Origin of the sequence: Flavobacterium bizetiae (genome assembly GCF_902804475.1) — a bacterium.
Taxonomy (GTDB): domain Bacteria; phylum Bacteroidota; class Bacteroidia; order Flavobacteriales; family Flavobacteriaceae; genus Flavobacterium; species Flavobacterium bizetiae.
Window position 1 is genome coordinate 165,575 of the sequence record NZ_CADCSU010000087.1, and the last position, 22,957, is coordinate 188,531.

At 33.9% G+C, this 22,957-nt stretch carries 18 protein-coding genes and 1 riboswitch; of the genes, 16 read left to right on the forward strand and 2 right to left on the reverse strand.

The window, feature by feature from the left end:
* Nucleotides 1-47: 47 nt before the first annotated feature.
* Complete coding sequence (locus FLACOL7796_RS11325; RefSeq protein WP_173970894.1) at nt 48-1,514, forward strand: M28 family metallopeptidase; 1,467 nt, start codon at nt 48-50, stop codon at nt 1,512-1,514.
* Between the two features lie 266 nt (nt 1,515-1,780).
* Here FLACOL7796_RS11325 and metK read toward each other — a convergent pair whose 3' ends face one another.
* Nucleotides 1,781-3,031, reverse strand: coding sequence for a methionine adenosyltransferase (gene metK, locus FLACOL7796_RS11330; protein ID WP_173970895.1), 1,251 nt, complete (start codon nt 3,029-3,031; stop codon nt 1,781-1,783).
* Between the two features lie 530 nt (nt 3,032-3,561).
* Here metK and FLACOL7796_RS11335 point away from each other — a divergent pair.
* From FLACOL7796_RS11335 to FLACOL7796_RS11385, 11 genes are all read left to right on the forward strand, one after another.
* Nucleotides 3,562-6,408 (forward strand): TonB-dependent receptor plug domain-containing protein, encoded by a 2,847-nt coding sequence (locus FLACOL7796_RS11335; RefSeq protein ID WP_173970896.1) that lies wholly within the window; start codon nt 3,562-3,564, stop codon nt 6,406-6,408.
* Between the two features lie 468 nt (nt 6,409-6,876).
* Nucleotides 6,877-7,074, forward strand: a complete 198-nt coding sequence (locus FLACOL7796_RS11340; RefSeq protein ID WP_173970897.1) for a hypothetical protein — start codon at nt 6,877-6,879, stop codon at nt 7,072-7,074.
* A gap of 71 nt (nt 7,075-7,145) precedes the next feature.
* Entirely contained in the window at nt 7,146-8,450 is a 1,305-nt protein-coding gene (locus FLACOL7796_RS11345) for an O-acetylhomoserine aminocarboxypropyltransferase/cysteine synthase family protein (RefSeq protein ID WP_173970898.1), read from the forward strand.
* Nucleotides 8,451-8,674: 224 nt separating this feature from the next.
* Complete coding sequence (locus FLACOL7796_RS11350) at nt 8,675-9,763, forward strand: homoserine dehydrogenase family protein (protein WP_173970899.1); 1,089 nt, start codon at nt 8,675-8,677, stop codon at nt 9,761-9,763.
* 612 nt (nt 9,764-10,375) lie between these two features.
* Nucleotides 10,376-10,567, forward strand: a complete 192-nt coding sequence (locus FLACOL7796_RS11355; protein ID WP_121327140.1) for a hypothetical protein — start codon at nt 10,376-10,378, stop codon at nt 10,565-10,567.
* Nucleotides 10,568-10,756: 189 nt separating this feature from the next.
* Nucleotides 10,757-10,865: riboswitch (SAM riboswitch) on the forward strand.
* A gap of 77 nt (nt 10,866-10,942) precedes the next feature.
* Entirely contained in the window at nt 10,943-11,926 is a 984-nt protein-coding gene (locus FLACOL7796_RS11360; RefSeq protein ID WP_232067357.1) for an alpha/beta fold hydrolase, read from the forward strand.
* Nucleotide 11,927: 1 nt separating this feature from the next.
* Nucleotides 11,928-14,342, forward strand: a complete 2,415-nt coding sequence (gene thrA, locus FLACOL7796_RS11365; protein ID WP_173970901.1) for a bifunctional aspartate kinase/homoserine dehydrogenase I — start codon at nt 11,928-11,930, stop codon at nt 14,340-14,342.
* A 203-nt stretch (nt 14,343-14,545) separates the two neighbouring features.
* On the forward strand, nt 14,546-14,971 hold the full coding sequence (locus tag FLACOL7796_RS11370; protein WP_173970902.1) for an OsmC family protein: 426 nt from the start codon (nt 14,546-14,548) through the stop codon (nt 14,969-14,971).
* A 136-nt stretch (nt 14,972-15,107) separates the two neighbouring features.
* On the forward strand, nt 15,108-16,280 hold the full coding sequence (locus FLACOL7796_RS11375) for a trans-sulfuration enzyme family protein (protein WP_173970903.1): 1,173 nt from the start codon (nt 15,108-15,110) through the stop codon (nt 16,278-16,280).
* 157 nt (nt 16,281-16,437) lie between these two features.
* Nucleotides 16,438-16,803, forward strand: a complete 366-nt coding sequence (locus FLACOL7796_RS11380; RefSeq protein WP_232067358.1) for an RDD family protein — start codon at nt 16,438-16,440, stop codon at nt 16,801-16,803.
* Between the two features lie 286 nt (nt 16,804-17,089).
* Nucleotides 17,090-17,500 (forward strand): RrF2 family transcriptional regulator, encoded by a 411-nt coding sequence (locus tag FLACOL7796_RS11385; protein WP_055097114.1) that lies wholly within the window; start codon nt 17,090-17,092, stop codon nt 17,498-17,500.
* 103 nt (nt 17,501-17,603) lie between these two features.
* Here the strand turns inward: FLACOL7796_RS11385 and FLACOL7796_RS11390 are convergent, their stop codons facing one another.
* Complete coding sequence (locus FLACOL7796_RS11390) at nt 17,604-18,386, reverse strand: sulfite exporter TauE/SafE family protein (protein WP_173970904.1); 783 nt, start codon at nt 18,384-18,386, stop codon at nt 17,604-17,606.
* A 314-nt stretch (nt 18,387-18,700) separates the two neighbouring features.
* On the opposite strand from FLACOL7796_RS11390, the gene FLACOL7796_RS11395 reads away from it, so the two are divergent.
* From FLACOL7796_RS11395 to FLACOL7796_RS11410, 4 genes are all read left to right on the forward strand, one after another.
* Nucleotides 18,701-19,603, forward strand: coding sequence for a sulfite exporter TauE/SafE family protein (locus FLACOL7796_RS11395; RefSeq protein WP_173970905.1), 903 nt, complete (start codon nt 18,701-18,703; stop codon nt 19,601-19,603).
* Between the two features lie 31 nt (nt 19,604-19,634).
* On the forward strand, nt 19,635-20,345 hold the full coding sequence (locus FLACOL7796_RS11400; protein ID WP_173970906.1) for a phosphoadenylyl-sulfate reductase: 711 nt from the start codon (nt 19,635-19,637) through the stop codon (nt 20,343-20,345).
* A 274-nt stretch (nt 20,346-20,619) separates the two neighbouring features.
* Nucleotides 20,620-21,525 carry a sulfate adenylyltransferase subunit CysD gene (cysD, locus tag FLACOL7796_RS11405; RefSeq protein WP_173970907.1) on the forward strand — a complete coding sequence of 302 codons (906 nt, stop codon included), beginning with the start codon at nt 20,620-20,622 and terminating at the stop codon, nt 21,523-21,525.
* 129 nt (nt 21,526-21,654) lie between these two features.
* Complete coding sequence (locus FLACOL7796_RS11410) at nt 21,655-22,899, forward strand: sulfate adenylyltransferase subunit 1 (RefSeq protein ID WP_173970908.1); 1,245 nt, start codon at nt 21,655-21,657, stop codon at nt 22,897-22,899.
* Nucleotides 22,900-22,957 lie beyond the last annotated feature (58 nt).

Here is a 22,957-nt window from a genome sequence, read left to right on the forward strand (position 1 = left end):
TTTTTCTCTCTATAAATTATTAAGTTTGGAATACTAAATTAAAACGTATGAAAAATAAAATGATGCTCGTTTTGATTGCTTACGGAGGAGTCGTTTTCTCACAGGCAATTAAGAAACCGCTAGTTTCAGCAATTACAGATAAAGATCTAAAAACAGATATGTACCAGATGGCTGGTGATCATTTTAATGGTCGTGAAGCAGGAACTCTGGATGAACTGAAAGTATCGATGTGGCTGGCGAATAAAGCGAAAGAAGCAGGAATGGCTCCGGCTGGTGATGATGGAACTTATTTTCAGTTTTTTGATATGTACAGGCATCAGGTGACTCCAAATACAAAATTTAAAATTGGATCAAAAGAATATAAATTGTGGAAAGATGTTCTCGTAGCAGAAACCACAAATATTAAAGTAGATGCGCCATTAGTATATTTAGGTGCTGCAACTAAAGAAGAAATTGAAAAAGCAGACATCAAAGGAAAAGCGGTTGTTATATTAGCTTCTAAAGAAGGAATTGCAGATGATATCTCTTTATTCGAAAGACGTTATCCTGGTCTTGTTCGAAATAAATACTATGATCTTGTAGTAAAAAAAGGAGCGTCGGCACTTATTATGGTGGCAGATCAATTGGCAGAAGAAAGCTGGTCTCAGGTCGAGCCACAAATGACAAGAGGTGTTTATGGTATCGAAGGTGTTCGTGACAGAATTGGTTCAACAATGCCAGTTTTTTGGGTACACAATGATCAATTGGCTTATCTGAAAACGACTAAAGATATTTTGTCTACAGAAGTAGTTTCTGAAACTTACAAATATCCATCTGTAAACGTAGTTGGAACAATTGCAGGAACAGATCCTAAATTAAAAAATGAATACGTGCTTTTTAGCGGACACCAGGATCATGACGGCGTAAGACAAAAATACGGTCAGGATTCTATTTATAACGGAGCTGATGATAATGCGAGTACTTGTGTGGCAATGCTGGCTATTGCAAGAGCGTATAAAAAACAACCCGGAAAAAGAACTTCTTTGTTTGTATTTCACGGAGCAGAAGAACGTGGTTTATTAGGATCAAGATGGTATGCATCGCACCCAACAGTTCCGGAAAAAGACATTGTTGCTGTTTTAAACGGAGATATGATTGGTAGAAATAATGTAAATCAGGCCGCTCTTTTAGGTTCGAGTTCTCCTCACGAAAACTCATCAGATTTGGTTGCAATTGCTAAAAAAGCCAACGATGAAGGTCCGAAATTTGATTTAGACAAACTTTGGGACAGACCAGAACATCCGGAATATTTTTACTTCCGTTCTGATCATTTGCCTTATGCAAAAAGAGGAATTCCATCTGTTTTCTATACCAGTGTTTTACATAGTCAATACCATACACCAATGGATGAATCTGAAAACATTGATTTCGTAAAATTGCATAAAATGACCGAATGGATGTACCGCACCGGCTGGATTTTATCTAACGATGCTTCTCGTCCTAAAACATTACCTAATGTACAATTAGAGCGATAAATTCGTTTTATTGGTATTGAAATTTAGACGCGGATAAAACGGATTCGCTACCGCGAAAACGCAGATAAAAACAGATTTTTTCTTTCTTTATTTTCTGCTTTAGGCAGGATATAAATAAAAAATCCGTTTTTATCCGCGACTTTACGAAGTAAATCCGTTTCATCCGTGTTCAAATAAACACACAGATTTCAAAATCCATTAAAAATAAAAGAGGCTGTCTAAATAAATAGACAGCCTCTTTATGTATGTAGATATTTCAGATTGAATTACAATCCAAATTCAGCTTTTACTTTGTCTACGAAATCAAGTTTCTCCCAGGTAAATAATTCAACAGTAACTGTTTTTGCATTTCCTCCCGGAGCAGAAAAAGTTTTAGTTACCACTTCTGGTTTACGTCCCATGTGTCCGTAAGCAGCAGTTTCGCTGTAGATTGGGTTTCTTAATTTCAAACGTTGCTCAATAAAGTAAGGACGCATATCAAAGATAGCTTCTACTTTTTTAGCGATTTCACCGTTAGTTAAGTTTACTTTAGAAGTTCCGTAAGTATCAATAAAGATTCCCATTGGTTCAGCAACTCCAATTGCATAAGAAACCTGTACTAAGATTTCGTCAGCAACACCTGCAGCTACTAAGTTTTTAGCGATATGACGTGTAGCATAAGCAGCACTTCTGTCAACTTTACTCGGATCTTTTCCAGAGAATGCACCACCACCGTGAGCACCTTTTCCACCGTAAGTATCAACAATGATTTTTCTTCCTGTTAAACCAGTATCTCCGTGAGGTCCTCCAATAACGAATTTTCCTGTTGGGTTAATATGATAGTTAATTTTATCATTGAATAAATGCGCGTGTTCCGGATTTTTAGCAATGATTCTTGGAATCAAAATTTCGATGATATCTTTTTTGATTTTAGCCAGCATAGTAGCCTCTTCATCAAAATCATCGTGTTGAGTCGAGATAACAATCGCATCAATACGAGTTGGTTTGTTATCGTCGCTATATTCTAAAGTTACCTGCGATTTTGCATCAGGACGTAAATAAGTGATTTCGTTATTTTCACGTCTTAAAATTGCTAATTCCTGCAATAATTTATGAGATAAATCAAGTGCCAATGGCATGTAGTTTTCAGTTTCGTTAGTTGCGTAACCAAACATCATTCCCTGGTCTCCTGCACCTTGCTCTTCTGGCTTAGCTCTGTCAACCCCTTGATTAATATCTGCAGATTGCTCATGAATTGCTGAAAGAATTCCACAAGAATTTGCTTCAAACATATACTCGCTTTTTGTATATCCAATTTTACGGATTACATCACGGGCAATTTGCTGCACATCAAGATAAGTATTCGATTTTACTTCACCAGCTAAAATTACCTGACCTGTAGTAACAAGAGTTTCGCAAGCTACTTTTGAGTCAGCATCAAATGCCAAAAAGTTATCAATTAATGCATCCGAAATTTGATCTGCAACTTTGTCTGGATGCCCTTCACTAACAGATTCTGACGTAAATAAATAAGCCATAATAATTTATTAAATTAAAATTAAGTGAGGAAAAAAATTGCTTAAAAAGGGCTAAAGGAGATAGTCTGCTTTAGCATTTTTTAATGCCGAAATTTATCTTTCAGCATTCATAACGAACCGTTTCATTATGAAGAGGTTGCAATCAGTTCAAATTTTTCCTCCGTATTCGGGTGCAAAAGTACAAAACCATTTTGATTTGCAAATTAAAGTTCAACTTTTTTTATTTTTTATAGCAGAAATTTAACAGTAATATACTAATTTGATAGGGTAATAGAAAATATTTCAGTTTTTGTTTGGCTGATTAAAAAATAGTTTGCAAATTTGCCTCACGAAAATTAAAGAAAATGAAATTTACAGTTTGCAATATGATGTCTTGTAAGATGCCGGAGTTATCCGCAGAGACGCTATTGTAATTTTTTTTCAAAAATATAAATAGAAACCTCTGCAGATTGCAGAGGTTTTTTTTTGTCTCGATAAAAATAACTGCAAATACTTTTTAAGCCAAAACCACTAAATTAATCTTAAAAGCAATGAAAAAAAATGTACTAATCGTTTTAGGTCTGCTCACGTTTTCAGGTGTTTATGCTCAGGAAAATAAAAAAGAACAAGATAGCCTGAAAAATAATGAGTTATCTGAAGTAACAATAGTAGGATCGAGGAGTAAAAACAGAGTAAAAACTGATGTCCCTGTTCCTGTAGATGTTTTTAATATTTCTGACATTACAAAAGGTTCGCCACAAACAAGCGTTACCCAGATCTTAAATTACGTTGCCCCTTCTTTTACCAGTAATGCGACTTCTACTGCAGATGCTACAGATCACGTCGATCCTGCACAATTAAGAGGTTTAGGTCCGGATCAGGTTTTAATATTAGTAAATGGTAAACGCAGACATTCAAGCGCATTAGTAAATATCAACGGATCTCCGGGAAGAGGATCTGTAGGAACAGATTTAAATGCAATTCCATCATTCGCTATTGAAAGAATCGAAGTTTTACGTGACGGTGCAGCTGCTCAATACGGTTCAGATGCTATCGCCGGAGTAATTAATATTGTATTAAAAAAGAATGCTAACTTTATTTCGGGAGGTATTCAATATGGTACCAATTTATCTTCAGGATCTAATAATTTTAAAGGTGGAGCTGATGGACAAACCGTACAGGCAGATTTAAACTACGGAACGTCTTTAGGTAAAGAAGGAAGTTTCCTGAACATTACCGGAAGCGCCGTAACCAGACAGGCAACAAGCAGAGCTGGAATTAGAAACGGTACTATTTTTAATGCTTACAATGCAATAGAAAACAGAGCTGCTCAAAATGGAGTTGCTATCAATTCATTGTTTAGCAATATTAATAACACGCCAAATACGTCGCAAATTCTTAGCACATTGCAGCAATATGCTCCACAAGTAAGTTATTTTACGCCGGCACAACAAACCGCAATTTCTTCTGCAACAACACTTACGCAAATGCAAAATGCTTTAAATTTTGATGTTACTAATAATGAAATTGCTTACAGAGGTCAGGAAAGAAGCGATTATAATATGAGTGTTGGTCAGTCAGAATTGGCATCGGGACAACTATATTATAATACAAAATATCCTTTGTCTGATATTACATCTTTGTATTCTTTTGGGGGACTTTCGTATAGAAATGGTAAATCTTATGCTTTTAACAGATTGCCAAATGCTTCCGGTGCTTTCACGCAAGTGTATCAAAACGGATTTTTACCAGAAATAGAATCGTCTATACTAGATGCTTCTGCAGCGCTTGGTGTTACGACAAATATATTAGGTTTTGATACCGATTTAAGTACAAATTTGGGAACAAACTCTTTTCAATACGATGTAAACAATACTATTAATGCGACTTTGGGAGTAAATTCTCCTTCTAGTTTTGATGCTGGTAAAGTTTCATTTTTACAAAGTACCACCAATTTAGATTTCAGTAAAAAGTTAGATGTTCTGGAAGGATTAAACGTTGCTTTTGGTGGAGAATTCAGATATGAAAACTATCAGATAAAAGCTGGGGAAGAAGCTTCTTACGGATTGTATGATGTAAATGGAGCTTTAGTTTCCGGAATTCTGCCAAGTAATTCACCATTGATCGTAACAGATTTTTATGGTAATAAGCGCGGAGCAGGAGCACAGGGATTCTCAGGATTTCAGCCTTCTGATGCTAAAGAAAAAGACAGAAAAAGTGGTGCAGCTTATCTTGATTTAGAATTGAATGTTACTAAAAACTGGCTTTTAAACGGTGCCGCTCGTTATGAAAATTATTCAGATTTTGGAAGTACAGTAATCTTTAAACTGGCTTCTCTTTTAAAACTGAACGATAATATTAATTGGAGAATTTCCGGACAAACAGGTTTTAGAGCGCCATCATTACAACAAAAATATTTTGAATCAAGTTCTACTCAGTTCATCAACGGTGCACCTTATCAGGTAGGTTATTTTACAAATGATTCTCAGGCAGCTAAAAGTATTGGAGTTGAAAGTTTAAAACCTGAAAAATCTAAAAGTATCAGTACAGGATTTACATTCAAAATTCCTGAAGCCAATATTACAATTGCAACAGATGCTTATTTTACAAGAATCGACGACAGAGTAGTTTTAACAGGACAATATGCAAGACCAACAGATGCTCAGATCACGGCGGCAACATCACAACAGCAAAAAGATGCATTGACTTTGTTTCAACAGGCATTTGATTTAAAAGGTGTAGAAAGAGCATCGTTCTGGACTAACGGGATTGACTCTGAAACAAAAGGTATAGATGTGGTGATTTCTCAAAAATACGATGTAATCCAGGACTTTACTATTAGAAACGATTTTGCTTTAAGTTATAATACCACCAAAAGAGTAGGGAAATTGAATGTTCCTCAATCTATTATTGATGCAGGTGGAGATCCTTATGTGTATTCATTTTTTCCGGAATCAAGCAGAGTTTATTTAGAAGAGGCAATTCCTAAATTGAAAGCAAATTTAATGACAACATTTAGTATCAAAAAACTGGATATTTATTTAAGAAACAGCTATTTCGGAAAAGTAACTGATCCGGGAGCAACAGATGTAAATCTTGACGGATCGTCTTCTGTTTATGAGCACCCTGAATACAGCGCTAAAATTGTTACCGATTTATCTTTAGGATATCAAATCAATGAGAAATTCAGATTTACAATTGGTCTTAATAATATAGGAGATGTTTATCCGGACAGAAACAATCCTGCAACTCCGGCCTTTACGAATACAACGCCAACATTGTCTCCTGCGCCAAGCACAGATTTAACAAACGCAAATCAGTTTGCTTATTCAAGAGCGGTATCACAATTTGGATTGAACGGAAGATTTGGTTTTGCCAGATTAAGTTTTAAGTTCTAAGAATATAAGATTGGCCACAGATTAAACGGATCAAACGGATTTGCACAGATTTTTTTAATCATTAAATTTTAAGACAATAGAAGAGAATATAAAGAACCTGTGTAAATCGGTTCAAATCCGCAAAACCCGCGGGCTATTTTTTTTACCGCTGAATACCAGTATTTACAGGGCTTCGAAAAAAATAATGTTAAATATCAATTTTTAATTTGGTAGATCTAAAAATACTTTATATATTTACTCTATCGAATTAGTCGAGTTTAAAATAAGAGATTAATTTTTAAATAAAATAAAAATGAAAACAATAGCGAAAAATATGATGATATGTTGTGAGATGATGCAAATGTGCATCCCAATTCGCTGTTGCCAAAAGTGAAAGATAAAATCTTTGTTATAGTTAGAACTATAAGCCCTTTTGGTAGCCATCCTAAAGGGCTTTTTTTTTATTTCAACACTTTTAAAATTTAAATTATGAAAACGCTAAACTCAATCGCAGTAGAATATTTATTAAGAAACGATTCTCAAAATAATACCAATAATAAATCTGAAGACATTACAAGAGAAGTGGCAAGATTAAATGCAGAGCAGGCTGTAATAAGAAGTCAAAAATCATTATTGCTTTTAATGTATAATATTGAAGAAGAAGGAGACGATTTTTTTATTCAATAAAATACCAATTTCAAAGAAACAATTTCAATAACAATATATATAGTATTAACAATACCTAAAAAATTAAGATCATGAGCACACAAAAATTCGCTACAAACGCACTACACGCAGGACACGATGTTACTAAAAATGCAGGGACCAGAGCAGTGCCAATTTACCAGACATCATCATATGTATTTAACGATTCAGATCATGCTGCCAATTTATTTGGTCTTGCCGAAGCCGGATTTATCTATACACGATTAAACAACCCGACAAACGATATTTTAGAACAACGTCTTGCAGCGCTTGAGGGCGGAATTGGAGCTGTAGTTACAGCGTCTGGAGCATCGGCAATTTCTACAGCTTTATTGACATTGCTAAAAGCGGGCGATCATATTGTTGCTTCGAATAGTTTATACGGAGGAACTTATAATTTGCTAAATGTAACTTTACCTCGTCTAGGAATTACAACCACTTTTGTAGATCCTTCTCAACCGGAAAATTTCACAAAAGCGGCCAAAGAAAATACAAGAGCCTTTTTTGTAGAATCTCTGGGAAATCCAAAATTAGATGTACTAGATCTGAAAGGAATTTCGGCGGAAGCCAAAAACTTTAAGGTACCTTTTATTGTAGACAATACGGTTGCTACTCCTTATTTATTAAACCCAATTGAATATGGAGCAGATATCGTAATTCACTCTTTAACTAAATATATTTCAGGAAACGGAACTTCATTAGGAGGCGTTATCATCGATGCAGGAAAATTTGACTGGTCGAACGGAAAATTTCCTGAATTCACAGAACCTTCTGCAGGATATCACGGATTAGTGTATCACGAAGCTTTAGGAAATGCAGCTTTCATAGCAAAAGCAAGAATCGAAGGTTTGCGTGATTTTGGTGCCGCTTTGAGTCCGTTTAATGCTTTCCAGATCATTCAGGGATTAGAAACATTACCAATCCGAATCAAGAAACATAGCGAAAATGCTTTGGCTTTAGCCTCTTGGTTAGAAAAGCAAGAAGAAGTGGTTTGGGTAAATTATCCAGGTCTTAAAAACAATAAGTATTATGATTTGGCACAACAATATTTGCCAAAAGGACAAAGTGGTGTAATTACTTTTGGACTAAAAGGTGGTTTTGATGCCGCTAAAAAAGTGGTAGATCAAACTAAATTGTTCTCTCTTTTAGCCAATATTGGTGATACAAAATCATTAATCATTCATCCGGCAAGTACTACACACCAACAATTGTCTGATGCTGACCAACTAGAAACGGGAGTTTCAAAAGATTTAGTCCGACTTTCTGTCGGAATTGAAGATATCGAGGATTTAATAGCTGATTTGCAGGCTGCTTTCGCAAGCGTTACCCAATCGCAATACAGTATTAATAAAAATTAGGTTTTTTTGTTTTTTGTTTGAAAAATTGCCTTTAGTAGCGTGAGTTCTGCTAGAGGTGATTTTTTATAAAAAACTATCTATATAAAAGTTTTTTCACCATATAAGTGATATAAGTTCATTTTAGTAGAGACGCACAGCAGTGCGTCTAAATCATATAGTTTGATAATATTAAATGAACTTATATCACTTATATGGTTTAATTAACCCCCAATAAATTAAAAATTATGTCAAAGCTTAAAATAAATATCATCCTTTTTGGAATTGGAAATATCGGAAGTACTTTGATCAATCAGATAATCGAAAGTCAGGAGTTTTTTCTTGAAAGTAAAAATATCGATTTTCATTTTCCAATTATAACAAATTCAACCGTAGCATTTTTTGAGAAAGAAGGCGTTGGATATGCCTGGGAAACCAATTTTCTAGAATTGGCAGTTCCGTTTAAAGTGCAGGATATTATCGAATTTGCGAAAGAAAATGAGTTTGAAAATCTAATTGCCGTTGATGCCACAGCAAGCGATGAGCTCATTCATCATTATAATACTTTGATCGAAAACGGATTTAATATTGTAGCGGTAAATAAAAAAGCCAATACACTGCCAATTGATCTGTATAAAGAGATTAGGGCCAATCTTAAAAAATACGACAAAGAATTTCTGTATGAAACATCAGTAGATACTGGTTTTCCGGTCTTGCAAACCTTAAGAGATTTGTATTATTCGGGTGAAAAAATCACAAAAATACGAGGTGTTTTCTCTGATAATCTAAGTTATGTTTTTAACCGTTTTGCGACCGAAGATGCTACTTTTTCGTCTCTTTTAAAAGATGCCAGTTTACTCGGATTGATGCGATCGACTTTTAAAGAAGATTTGTCCGGAAATGATACTGCCAGAAAACTACTGATTTTGACGAGAGAGATCGGGAAAGATTTCGATTTCTCGGATATAAAAATTAATTCTCTTATTACAGAACAACATCTGGAAAAAAACGGAATTCTTAATAAAGATGCGATCGATAAATCGTTTAAAATTGCCAAAATAGCCCAGGCAGATAATCATGTACTGAGATATGTAGGTGAATTTGATTTACAGAAAAATACCTTAGAAGTCAAATTAGTTTCAGAACCAGTTTGGTCCGCCATAGGTCAGCTAAAAGGATCAGATACCATTTTTGAAATTTATACACAATCTTACGCAGATGTTCCAATAGCAATTCAAAGTGCTTCGGCATGTAAACAGGCAATCTCGAGAGGGATAATAACTGACATTTTAAAGGTAGCCGAAAAAATTAAAAATAAAGAAGCAGTTTGGCTGTAAGTGGTTTCGAATAGTAGTTAGTTGTTCTTTGATATATTGAAACAGGAAAGTTCATTACGTTTATTTTTGTAGGTTTTAACGTTCAATTTTTAATATCTTAAATTTGTAAGATGTTTTTTAACGTTAAAATGGTGTTTTTTAACGTTTTTTAAGATTAATTTGCTGATCCTCACTTGCGTAATTGAAAAAATATTCGCACATTTGTAATACCTCAAAATTACCAGAAAATAAATTTAGTATTCTGAATAATAGTTATGTCGATCGGGACAAAAGTTAAAGCAACTTTATTTCTTATTGATTAAAAAAGAAGAATAAAGTAAAAATATTTCGGCAGTTTCCGGGAAGCTTATTAAAATAAAACAAATGCAAGAATTTTTTAAAATAGCAATTAAATCACAGATGAATAAATCCCTACAGATGAACAAGATGTTTAATGTCGCACGTATTTGTGTACAAGTCTGTTGATACTAAAAGTATATATAAGTTGTAAAAAACTTAAACCCTTTTGGTATTTTAATCAAAAGGGTTTTTTTATTCCATTTGGTTGCCATAACAAAAAATTAAACAAACGATAAAGATTATAAAACGCAAACTAACATAAACTTAAATATCATGAGCACAATCAACTACCTAAGAAAAAAACTTTTCAGAAGCAAAATCGAAAGAAATAATCCTCCGCCAGTTAACGAATTGATCCATCCAAGTTTCGGAATAACTGAGACTGATAAAAAAGCGGAGAAAAAAGAACCAAATTCATTATTGTTTTTGATGTATTCAAAAGAAAATGAAACTCTTTTCATCTAACTTGAAAAGCACTCATAAATTAGGGTAATACCTGCTTAAATTTACTGGGCAAATTGTTCGGTAATTTTTTGCGTACAATAGTTTCTGATTGAATTATGTTTAAGAAATTGAGGAATCAGTTTCGATAAAATTTGTTAGTTTAAGAAATAAGTAGTTAATTTGCACCGTTAAGTTCAAATACGTATTGAAATGTTATAAAGAAAGGACGAGGGATTAGACCCGATGAATCCTTAGCAACCCTTCGTTAAATCGAAGAAGGTGCTGCATTCTACCACGCCCAAACGTGGAAAGATAACAACAAGAATTTTCTAGTTTCACTCTAGTACTTTCTTTCTAATATTTCCACATACAAATCAAAATTAAAAAGATTTGAAATTGGAAAATATACCAAGTCCCATTATAATTCAAGATTTCATCACAGAAAGTGGTGCATCATACCCATTATTGCCATTAAGCTTTACACTTTTTGGTTTGCCATTGCATAGCGCGCCTATAGTTTTGGTTAATCATGCTTTAACCGGAAACGCTCAGGTTACCGGAGAAAATGGCTGGTGGAATGACTTAATTGGCGACGAAAAAACAATCGACACCAACAAATATACCATATTGGCATTCGACGTTCCTGGAAACGGGAATGATTCTTTTATCATCGAAAACTATCAGGATTTTACAACAAGAGATATTGCCCGAATTTTTATTAAAGGTTTAGAGGCATTAAATATTGTCCAGGTACACACCATTATTGGTGGTTCTGTAGGTGGAGGAATTGCATGGGAAATTCTTGCATTAGAACCAAACATTACTCAAAACCTGATACCTATTGCAACCGACTGGAAATCGACAGACTGGATGATTGCAAATTGCTACCTGCAAGAGCAAATCCTGAACAATTCTTCAAAACCTATAGAAGATGCCAGAATTCATGCTATGTTGTGTTATCGCTCTCCTGAATCATTCAAAGAAAAATTTCAAAGAACAATCAATAACGAACTTTCTATTTTTAATATAGAAAGCTGGTTGGCGCATCACGGCCAAAAACTACAAAAGAGATACCAATTGGCATCATATAAACTGATGAACCAATTGCTTAAAACCATAGATATTACCAGAAATAGTGAGGATTTCGAAACTTTATTGTCCAGAACAAATGCAGCGATTTATATTATCGGAATCAATTCAGATTTGTTTTTTACACCAAAAGAAAATCGGGAAACTTATCAGGTATTAAAAAAGTTCAAAGACAATGTTTTTTACAGCGAAATAGATTCGGTTCACGGACATGACGCTTTTTTAATCGAGTACAAACAATTAGATCATTTACTTGCCGACATTTTTAAGGCAGAAACAATAGAAAAATAAAATGAAAATATTAAAATTTGGAGGTAAATCGTTATCAAACGGAGAAGGACTTAACAAAGTAGTTTCAATCATTTCTGATAAAGTAAATCAAGGAGAACAAATTGCTGTTGTCGTTTCGGCTCGCGGAAATGCTACAGATGAATTAGAATATATTTTAAAACTTGCTGCAAAAAACGGGAATTACAAACCATTATTTGAGAATTTTAAAACTTATCAAGTTTCAGATTATCCGCAGGTAGATTTATCTGAAGAATTTAATATTTTAGAAAAGCTTTTTGAAGGCGTTAGCTTAATTGGAGATTACAGCAACAAAATCAAAGATCAGATTTTATCTAAAGGCGAATTGCTTTCGGCTAAATTATTAACGTCTATTTTAAAAGAAAAAGGCGTTCCTGCTAATTTTGTCGATTCGAGAGATTTATTAAAAACCGATTCTAAATTTGGTGATGCACAACCATTAGAGCAACTTTCGAAGAAAAACGTTATCAATTATTTTAAAGAACATAATGGTTCAACCGTAAATATTGTGACCGGTTTTATTGGTTCAAATAACAATAACGACACCACAACTTTAGGAAGAAACGGAAGTAATTATACAGCATCATTAATTGCTAATTACCTAAATGCTGAAGAATTACAAAACTTCACGCACGTTGACGGAATTTATACAGCAAATCCGGATCTGGTTGCCGATGCTAAAAAAATCGAATTTTTATCGTTTAATGAAGCAAATGAATTGGCCAATTTTGGTGCTACAATTTTGCACGCAAAAACCATAATTCCTCTATTAGAAAAAAATATTCCACTACGTATTTTAAATACATTCAATCATGAAAACCGCGGAACTTTAATCACTTCAGATTCGGCAAAAGAAGGAATCAAAACACTTTCTGTTTTAGAAAATGTATCGTTAGTTAATCTTGAAGGACGCGGATTATTAGGGAAAGCCGGAGTCGATGCCCGAATTTTTAAAGTAATGGGCGATCACAATATTAGTGTAAGCATCATTTCGCAAGGTTCTTCAGAAAGAGGAATTGGGCTTGTTGTCGCGACAGAAAAAGCAACAACTGCAATGGTCGAATTAGAGAAAGAATTTGAGAATGATTTTTATTCTAAAGATGTAAACCAAATAACGGTTACGGATAATGTTTCGGTAATTTCGATCATTGGTCAGGATTTAAGTACTTTTCATAAACCTTACACCGCTTTAATTAAAAATAAAATAGTTCCAATACTGTTTAACAACACCGTTACGGGTAAAAACGTGAGTTTGGTGGTTAAAAAAGCAGAACTAAACAAAGCCTTAAACGTAATTCACGGAGAGATTTTTGGAGTTTCTAAGAAAATCAACATTGCGATTTTTGGTCACGGATTAGTAGGCGGAACTTTAATCAATCAAATCCTGGAATCTGCAGCAGCAATCGAAAAACGTAAAGACATTAAACTGAATGTTTTTGCAATTGCGAATTCGAAGAAATTACTTTTAAATAAAAACGGAGTAACTGCTGACTGGAAAAATGATATTCAAAAAGACGGATTAGAGTATACTATAAACGATGTAATTGAGTATGCCAATCAGCATCATTTAGAAAACCTAATAGCGATCGATAATACGGCAAGTGCTGCTTTTGTAGAAAATTATATTACGCTTGCAGAAGGCAGCTTTGATTTGATTTCTTCGAATAAAGTAGCGAATACGTTAAGCTATGGTTTTTATAAAGAATTAAGAAAAGCTCTGGCCGAAAACCAAAAGAATTATTTGTACGAAACCAATGTTGGTGCAGGTTTACCATTAATTGATACGATAAAATTATTGCACCTTTCTGGTGAAAATATCACAAAAATAAAAGGAGTTTTCTCAGGAACATTGAGTTATTTATTCAATAATTTCTCTGCAAAAGATGCTCCGTTTAGTCAGATTTTGCAAGAAGCAATCGATAACGGATATACAGAACCAGATCCGCGTGAAGATTTATGCGGAAATGACGTAGGAAGAAAATTATTGATTCTGGCAAGAGAATTAGACCTTCAGAATGAATTTGAAGAAATCTCAATTCAAAATCTAATTCCGGAACATTTACGCGAAGGAAATGTTTCTGATTTCCTGACAAAACTAAAAGAATTCGACCCAATTTATGATAAAATAAAAGCAGATCAAAAGCCAAATCACGTATTAAGATACATTGGTGAGTTGTCTGGAGATTTGCAAAATGATAAAGGGATTCTGGAAGTAAAATTAGTTTCAGTACCTTCTGATACTGCTTTAGGAGGATTAAAAGGATCTGATTCTTTCTTCGAAATTTATACAGAATCTTACGGAGATCGCCCAATCGTAATTCAGGGAGCCGGTGCAGGTTCTGCAGTAACGGCAAGAGGGGTTTTTGGAGATATCTTGAGATTATCTGATAAAGGGTAATTTGATTTTAGATTTTAGAGGGTAGATTTTAGATTTATTGTATTGAGTATAGTTTGTCATTTCGAGGAACGAGAAATCACACACGAAACTCCACAACAAAAAGGCCCAATCTTTGTCGACAATCTAATGCGATTTCTCCTTACGTCGAAATGACAAGATTGCGAATAATAAAACAACAAACAACAATAAAAAACAACACTAGAATGAAAGTAACCTTAAACAGAGTAAACGACGCGTTTCATTTTAAACTTAAAAATGAACGTGGGCATGTAGTTGATGTTGATAGCAGAGCCGAATTTGGCGGAAGCGATTTAGGTGCAAGTCCGATGGAATTAGTTTTGATGGGAGTTGCAGGATGCAGCGCTATTGATATGATTTCGATATTAAAAAAACAACGTCAGGAAATAACAGCATTTAATGCTGAGGTAGAAGGAGAACGCGTAAAAGTTGGAGAAGCAACACCATTTAAAGTAATCAATGTGGTTTTTTACTTAGAAGGAGACATCAATCCTGAAAAAGCAAAAAAAGCGGCACAGCTTTCTTTCGAGAAATACTGCTCCGTTTCTAAAACGGTTGAACCAACAGCTACGATCAATTACAAAGTTGTATTGAACAACGAAGCATTATAAAATTAGAAAATGAGTCAATTTGAGAATTAGAAAATTTTTAGATTGGCTACAAAGATTCACTTGTTTAAGTTTAAGATGAAGATTTTGCTCGTCGAGTAACCTGAAACTTTAGACCTGAAACAAAAAAACAAAAAAAATGAACGAACAAGAATTTGGCTTTGAAACTCTAGCCATACGTACACATTTAGAAAAAACACAATTTCAGGAACATTCAACACCTTTGTTTTTATCTTCAAGTTTTGTATTTGAAGACGCAGAGGACATGAGAGCTTCTTTTACAGAAGAAAAAGTCCGCAATATTTATTCTCGTTTTAGCAATCCAAATACAACAGAATTTGTTGACAAAGTTTGTGCGATGGAAGGTGCCGAAGCCGGTTATGCTTTTGCAACCGGAATGGCTGCAATATATTCTACGTTTGCCGCATTGTTAGAATCAGGAGATCATATTGTTTCTGCAGGAAGTGTTTTTGGATCAACTCACGCGTTGTTCATGACTTATTTTCCAAAATGGAAAATCGAAACTTCTTATTTTGATATCAATAAACCCGAAACAATAGAAAGTTTTATTAAACCAAATACTAAGATTCTATATGCTGAAACACCTACAAATCCTGGTGTTGATGTAATTGATTTAGAATTATTAGGCGCAATTGCAAAAAAGCACAATTTGATTTTAATAATCGATAACTGTTTCGCTACACCATATATTCAGCAGCCTATTAAATACGGTGCGCATTTAGTAATTCATTCTGCAACAAAATTAATAGACGGTCAGGGTCGTGTTTTAGGAGGAGTTGTAGTAGGAGAAGGAGAATTAATTCGTCAGATTTACCTGTTTTCAAGAAATACAGGACCGGCAATGTCGCCATTTAATGCGTGGGTTTTATCGAAAAGTTTAGAAACTTTGGCAGTTCGTGTTGATAAACATTGCGAAAATGCTTTAAAAGTAGCTGAATTTTTAGAAAGCCATCCAAATGTAAAAACCGTAAAGTATCCATTTTTGAAATCTCATCCAAAATATGAAATTGCCAAAAAACAAATGCTTTTAGGGGGTAATATTATTGCAATAGAAATTGAAGGTGGTCTTGAAGCAGGAAGAAAATTCCTGGACAAGATTAAATTATGTTCTCTTTCGGCAAATATTGGCGATGTAAAAACAATTGTAACACATCCGGCTTCTACGACGCACAGTAAATTGTCTGAAGAAGATCAATTAGCAGTAGGAATTACTCAAGGTTTGGTACGTGTTTCTGTAGGTTTAGAAACAGTAGCAGATGTTATTGCTGATTTAAAGCAAGCGCTGGATTAAATAATTTTAGATTTTAGATTAAAATAAGAATGACGATTTTTGACTGTAATTTTTTTACTGTTAAAAATCGTTTTTTATTTTATATTTGTTACGTTAAAAGTATATTTTTGACAGTAACGAAATTAAAATAATAATAAATTTTAAACTTGACCCGCACATGAGTAATTCTACTTACGTTTTAGATGATAAATTATTAGCTTCTACTGGAACACGTTTCTTAAATTACGTTTTAGATCTTGTTTTCTTTTTAATCACCTTGATGGCATTTGGTATCCTGATTGGTATCTTATCAAGCTTATTTGGTTTAACTTCGGTTGTTCAATCCTTACAAGAGTTAGGTGATTTAGGATGGAACATTATTGTGATAATCTTTTCGATAATTTATTACACAGTAATGGAAGGATTATTTGGAAGATCGATTGCGAAATTTATTACAGGAACTGTCGTTGTCGATGAAAATGGAGAAAGGCCTAGTTTTGGAACTATTTTTAAAAAGAAGTTTGTGTCGTTTAATTCCTTTTGATGCATTTAGTTTTTTAGGGAATTCAAGAGGATGGCATGATTCAATTTCAGATACCTTTGTTGTAAGTAAAAAAGCATTAGAAAAAGAAGTGAAATCATTTCATGAATTCAATTTAATTGGTGTTCAAGAAGCAGATTAATTAAACTATACTAATTTAGTAGAACTTACTTTTTCATTGTGTTATTTTTCTCATTCAAAAAGCTTATTTTTGTTGCAGAAAAATATGAAGTTTGTAATTTTAGGAATAAATCTAAAATTTACATTCTACAATCTAAAATATATATAAGTGCTTTCAAAGAAAACAAAATACGGAATTAAGGCTTTAACTTATTTAGCTAGACGTGAAAATAATGAACCTGTACAAATTGCCGAAATTGCTAAAAGTGAACATATTTCGATAAAATTCCTGGAAAGTATTTTGTTATTACTTAGAAATTCTGGTTTCCTTGGCGCTAAAAAAGGAAAAGGCGGAGGTTATTATCTGATAAAAGATCCAAAAGATATCAGTATGGCCAAAGTATACCGAATCCTTGAAGGTCCAATTGCATTACTGCCTTGTGCGAGTCATAATTTTTATGAAAGATGCGACGATTGTGATGACGAAACTACTTGTGCAGCAAGACGTTTAATGATGGAAGTTAGAGATAATACACTTAAAATATTAGAAAGTAATTCCCTGGCAGATATTGCATTTTAAGAGAAAATTTTAAACCATATAAGTTATATAAGTTCATTTTAGACTTTGCCGCATAGCTTAATTAAATGAACTTATATCACTTATATGGTGAAAGAAAACTGTTTTAAAAAATCAGTTTGTATCCTGCCAGAAAAAGCATTACAGCGATAGCATTTCTAAGTAATGTGTCAGGAATTTTTCCGCTTAACATACTTCCAATAAAAATTCCGGGAAGCGATCCTAATAATAGCTGGCCTAGTAAAACTAAGTCAAGATTTCCCATTGAGGCATGACCAATTCCGGCAACAAGCGTTAACGGAACGGCGTGAGCAATCTCAGTTCCTACCAAGCGAGGTGTTGGCAAAAGCGGATATAGAAAGAATAAAGTTACCGTGCCTAAGGCTCCGGCACCAATAGAAGTTAAAGTTACAGTCGCTCCAAGTAAAACCCCAATCCCAATAGTCAGCATGTTTTGAGTATGACTTTCGCTGTGAAATTTATCTCCGGCGTGTTTTTGAGAATATCTTAAAAGCTTCTTTTTGAATAAAATCGCAATTGAAGTAAAAAGCAATGCCCAGCCTAAGCTGTATTTTATAACCGAATTTATAGTCGAAATATCGGTTTTGATGCTGTTTAATATCCATAAAGTCAATAAGGCTGCAGGAACACTTCCTAAAGTAAGCCATCCTGTTATCTTCCAGTTGATATTTCCTTTTTTATGATGCACAAATACACCTCCCATTTTGGTAAATGCAGCATACAATAAATCGGTTCCAACTGCTGTCGTTGGTGGAATTCCAAAATACAATAAAATCGGAGTCATTAAGGAGCCTCCACCCACCCCTGTTAATCCTACTACAAACCCTACTAATAAACCGGCAATTACAAGACCTATTTGAAAATCCATGAAAAAATATTTGCCGTAAAAATAAGAACAATTTTATAATAATCCGATAGATGTGGTAGACTTTAAAATACTATATTTGCAAACGAATATCTTTGATAGTTTATTTGGTTGTAATACAGGGCTATACGATTTTTAACTTAACAAGCCAATTTGTTATATTATTTTAAGTTGCCCGATTCTTAATCAAAAGAGAATTAGAGTTGTAAAAAAATTAAATAATGTTTTGATATTTAGAAATAAGTACTAATTTTGCATAGTAATCTATTAACCCGATAGGGTAATAGATTTAGCAGCTCAAAACCAAGCCACTGAGTATGGAAAAAGAATTAAAAATTGCTAATTATGATGTTAGATCTGATGCATCGATAAAAGAAAAGTTGTGGGTTGTGATTCCCGTGGTTTTGTTAATAGGTTTGTTATCCACGTTGATATACAAGCATCATGCTGAATTTTCGATAGAAGGATTAGTTTCCGGATTTGATTCAGATTTTTTAATGTTTTTTGCTATTGGAGCTTTTGCTCAGTTAGTAGATGGGACATTAGGAATGGGGTACGGAGCAACTTCGACTTCATTTTTACTGGCTTACGGAGTTCCGCCGGTAATTAGCAGTACAGGAGTTCACGTTGCAGAAATGTTTACTACCGGAGCGTCGGCAATTTCGCATCATAAATTCGGAAATATTAATAAAAAGCTGGTAAAGCATTTATTAATTCCGGGAGTTTTAGGTTCTGTTATAGGAGCTTATTTATTGTCTGATGTAATTAGCGGAGATGTTATAAAACCATTTATAGCGGTTTACATGATTCTCTTAGCGGTTATTATCATCAGAAAAGCATTAGCTAAAACCATCGTTAAAAAGAAAACAAAAAAGCTTGGCTATTTAGCGACTTTTGGAGGTTTTATGGATGCTGTTGGCGGAGGGGGCTGGGGCCCAATCGTAACGTCGACATTATTAGGACGAGGCAGAAATCCAAGATATACAATTGGTTCTGTAAATGCAGCTGAATTTGCGATTTCGTTTGCAAGCGGAATTACTTTCATGCTTTTTGGAGGAATTCACGGCTGGCAGGTTATTATAGGTTTAATTTTAGGAGGAGTAATTGCAGCACCATTAGGAGCTTATTTGGTAAATAAAATCAAAAGAAAACCAATGATGGTTGCAGTTGGAATTTTAATTATATTATTGAGTTTAAAAACATTATCTAAATTATTGTAATAAGTTTTTTAGAAAGGGAAAGAAAGAGATTATGAGTGCGACGATTATACAATCATTATTAGATAAAACAAAAGATTTTTCGCTGGAAGAAACGTTGGTTTTTTTAGCAAATGAATATCCGGAAAAAGTAATTTTTTCGACTTCTTTTGGTCAGGAAGATCAGGTAATTACAGATTTTATTGCAAAAAGTAATACTGATATTACCATTTTTACCTTAGACACCGGTAGATTATTTCAGGAAACTTATGATGTTTTTCATAAAACATTAAAAAAATACAAAAAACCAATCGAAGTATACTTTCCGGAAGCAGCGGCAGTAGAAAGTTTACTACAACAAAAAGGGCCAAACAGCTTTTATGATTCGGTAGAAAACAGAAAAGAGTGCTGTTTTATTCGAAAAGTAGTTCCGTTACGAAAAGCTTTGGTAGGAAACTCAGTTTGGATTACCGGTTTAAGAGCCGAACAATCTGAGAATAGAAATGATCTGCAATTGTTTGAATACGATGGAGGTTTCGAAATTATAAAGTTCAACCCTTTATTAAAATGGACTTTAGAAGAAGTAGAAGCGTATCTGTCAGAAAATAATGTTCCTCAAAATGCCTTACACAAACAAGGTTTCGTAAGTATAGGATGTGCGCCATGCACAAGAGCAATTTTCCCTGGTGAAGATATTAGAGCTGGAAGATGGTGGTGGGAATCAAGCCATAAAGAATGTGGTTTGCATAGTGCTAAAAAAGAATAGAAGAAGCAAGAGAATAGAATAAAGAATATAGATTTAAAGTTCCAGAGGAACGATCCATATTGTAGCGCCGGATTTTAATCCGGGGGATTTATAAGATTGCAATGGATTTCGACACGATGGAGATTGAAGAAGATAACGTCTCGAACCAACGAATTGAAATCCGTTGAAAAAACAAAAACAAAAAACACAGAATAACGATAGTATTACAGGTTTTAGATTAAACTCACAACGATCTTAAAATTGGAAAACTATCAAGCATTAAACAAAATATCAAATGAGTTCAAGTTCAGTATTAAAAACAAACGCTTTAGAGAGTGAAGCGATATACATTTTCAGAGAAGTAATTTCACAATTTGACAAACCTGTTTTACTTTTTTCTGGAGGAAAAGATTCTATAACATTAGTGCGTTTGGCACAAAAAGCATTTTTTCCTGCTAAAATTCCGTTTCCTCTTTTGCACGTTGATACAGGACACAATTTTCCTGAAACAATTGCTTTCAGAGATAAATTGGTAGAAGAATTAGGATTAGAATTAATCGTTCGTAATGTTCAGGATGCTATTGATGAAGGAAAAGTGGTTGAAGAAACTGGGAAATATTCTAGTAGAAACAGCTTACAGACCACAACACTTTTAGATGCAATCGAAGAATTTAAATTTGATGCTTGTATTGGTGGAGCACGTCGTGATGAAGAAAAAGCAAGAGCTAAAGAACGTATTTTTTCGGTTCGTGATGATTTCGGTCAATGGGACGAAAAAAATCAAAGACCTGAGTTATTTGATATTTTGAATGGAAAAATAGAAAACGGACAAAACGTTCGTGTTTTCCCAATTTCAAACTGGACAGAATTAGATGTTTGGAGTTATATCGAAAAAGAACACATCGAGATTCCATCAATCTATTTTTCACATAAAAGAAAAGTTTTTTTGAGAGACGGTTTAATCTGGTCGCATTCTCCTTATGTGTATCAGGAAGAAGACGAGCAAATCGAAGAAAGAATTGTTCGTTTCAGAACCGTTGGAGATATGAGTTGTACAGCCGCTGTTGAATCTTATGCAGCAACAATCCAGGAAGTAGTAGGAGAAATTAGAGAATCTACTATTTCTGAAAGAGGAGCCAGAATCGATGACAAACGTTCTGAAGCCGCAATGGAGAAAAGAAAACAACAAGGATACTTTTAATAATTATGAGTTGTGAATTATAAATGCAATTCAGAATTAATTAAAAGTTAGAATCAAAAAAACAAAAACATACAGATTTATAAGTTTCGAAAGAACGTGAAGCTTTAAACCTGAAACAATATAGTAAGAATGGAAGTTTTAAAAATAGCAACAGCAGGAAGTGTAGATGATGGAAAAAGTACTTTGATCGGGAGATTATTGTACGACACAAAATCATTGACGACTGACAAAATAGAAGCAATCGAAAAAAGCAGCAGACAAAAAGGATATGATTATCTTGATTTTTCATTAGCAACTGATGGTTTAGTGGCCGAAAGAGAACAAGGAATCACGATTGATGTTGCGCATATTTATTTTTCGACTGCAAAGAAAAGTTACATTATTGCCGATACTCCGGGTCACGTAGAATATACAAGAAACATGGTTACAGGAGCTTCGACTTCTCAGGTTTCTATTATTTTAATTGATGCGAGAAAAGGAGTTATTGAGCAGACTTATCGTCACTTTTTTATCAATAATTTATTGAGAGTAAAAGAGGTAATTGTAGCTATTAACAAAATGGACTTAGTAGATTATTCTGAAGAAGTTTTCAATAAAATCAAAGCAGATTTTCAGGCATTAAACGCAAAAAGTACTTTTAAGGAACAAAACGTAAGTTATATTCCGTTAAGTGCAATCAATGGCGGAAACGTGGTGGATCAATCAGAAAATATGCCTTGGTATACAGGTCAGACTGTTTTACAACATTTAGAAGGATTAGATGCCGAAGATGTTTTTGAAGCAGGAAAAGCACGTTTTCCGGTTCAGACCGTTATTCGTCCTAAAACAGAAGAGTACCACGATTTTAGAGGATACGCAGGAAAATTATACGGAAACTCAATTAAAGTTGGAGATGCCGTTACGGTTTTACCTTCTTTAACAGAATCTAAAGTTTCTAAAATTCACTTTTTCGACAAACAATTTGATGAAGCCGTTGCAGGTTCTTCGATTACAATCGAATTAGAAAATGATATCAATGTAACAAGAGGCGATATGATTGTAAAATCATCTGAACTTCCAAAAATTGAAAAAGAAATCAGTACAACAGTTTGTTGGATGGACAGTAAAAAGCTGGTTGCAGGAACAAAATATATTGTACAACACAATACAAATTCAGTTTTAGCCAAAGTAGAAAGTATTAAAAATACTATCTCGACAGACTATTCAGGAACAAAAGAAGCATCGCAATTAGCGATAAACGAAATAGGAGAAGTAAGCATCAAATTAAGTAAACCATTATATTTTGATGCCTATAATGATAATAAATCAAACGGCGCTTTTATCTTAATTGATACAGCAACCAATACCACCGCGGGAGTTGGATTTATTAGATAAAATGCGATAGACTTAGCCTTGAGCACAAAATAAGAAAGTTAAAGTTAGCTATAGCTAA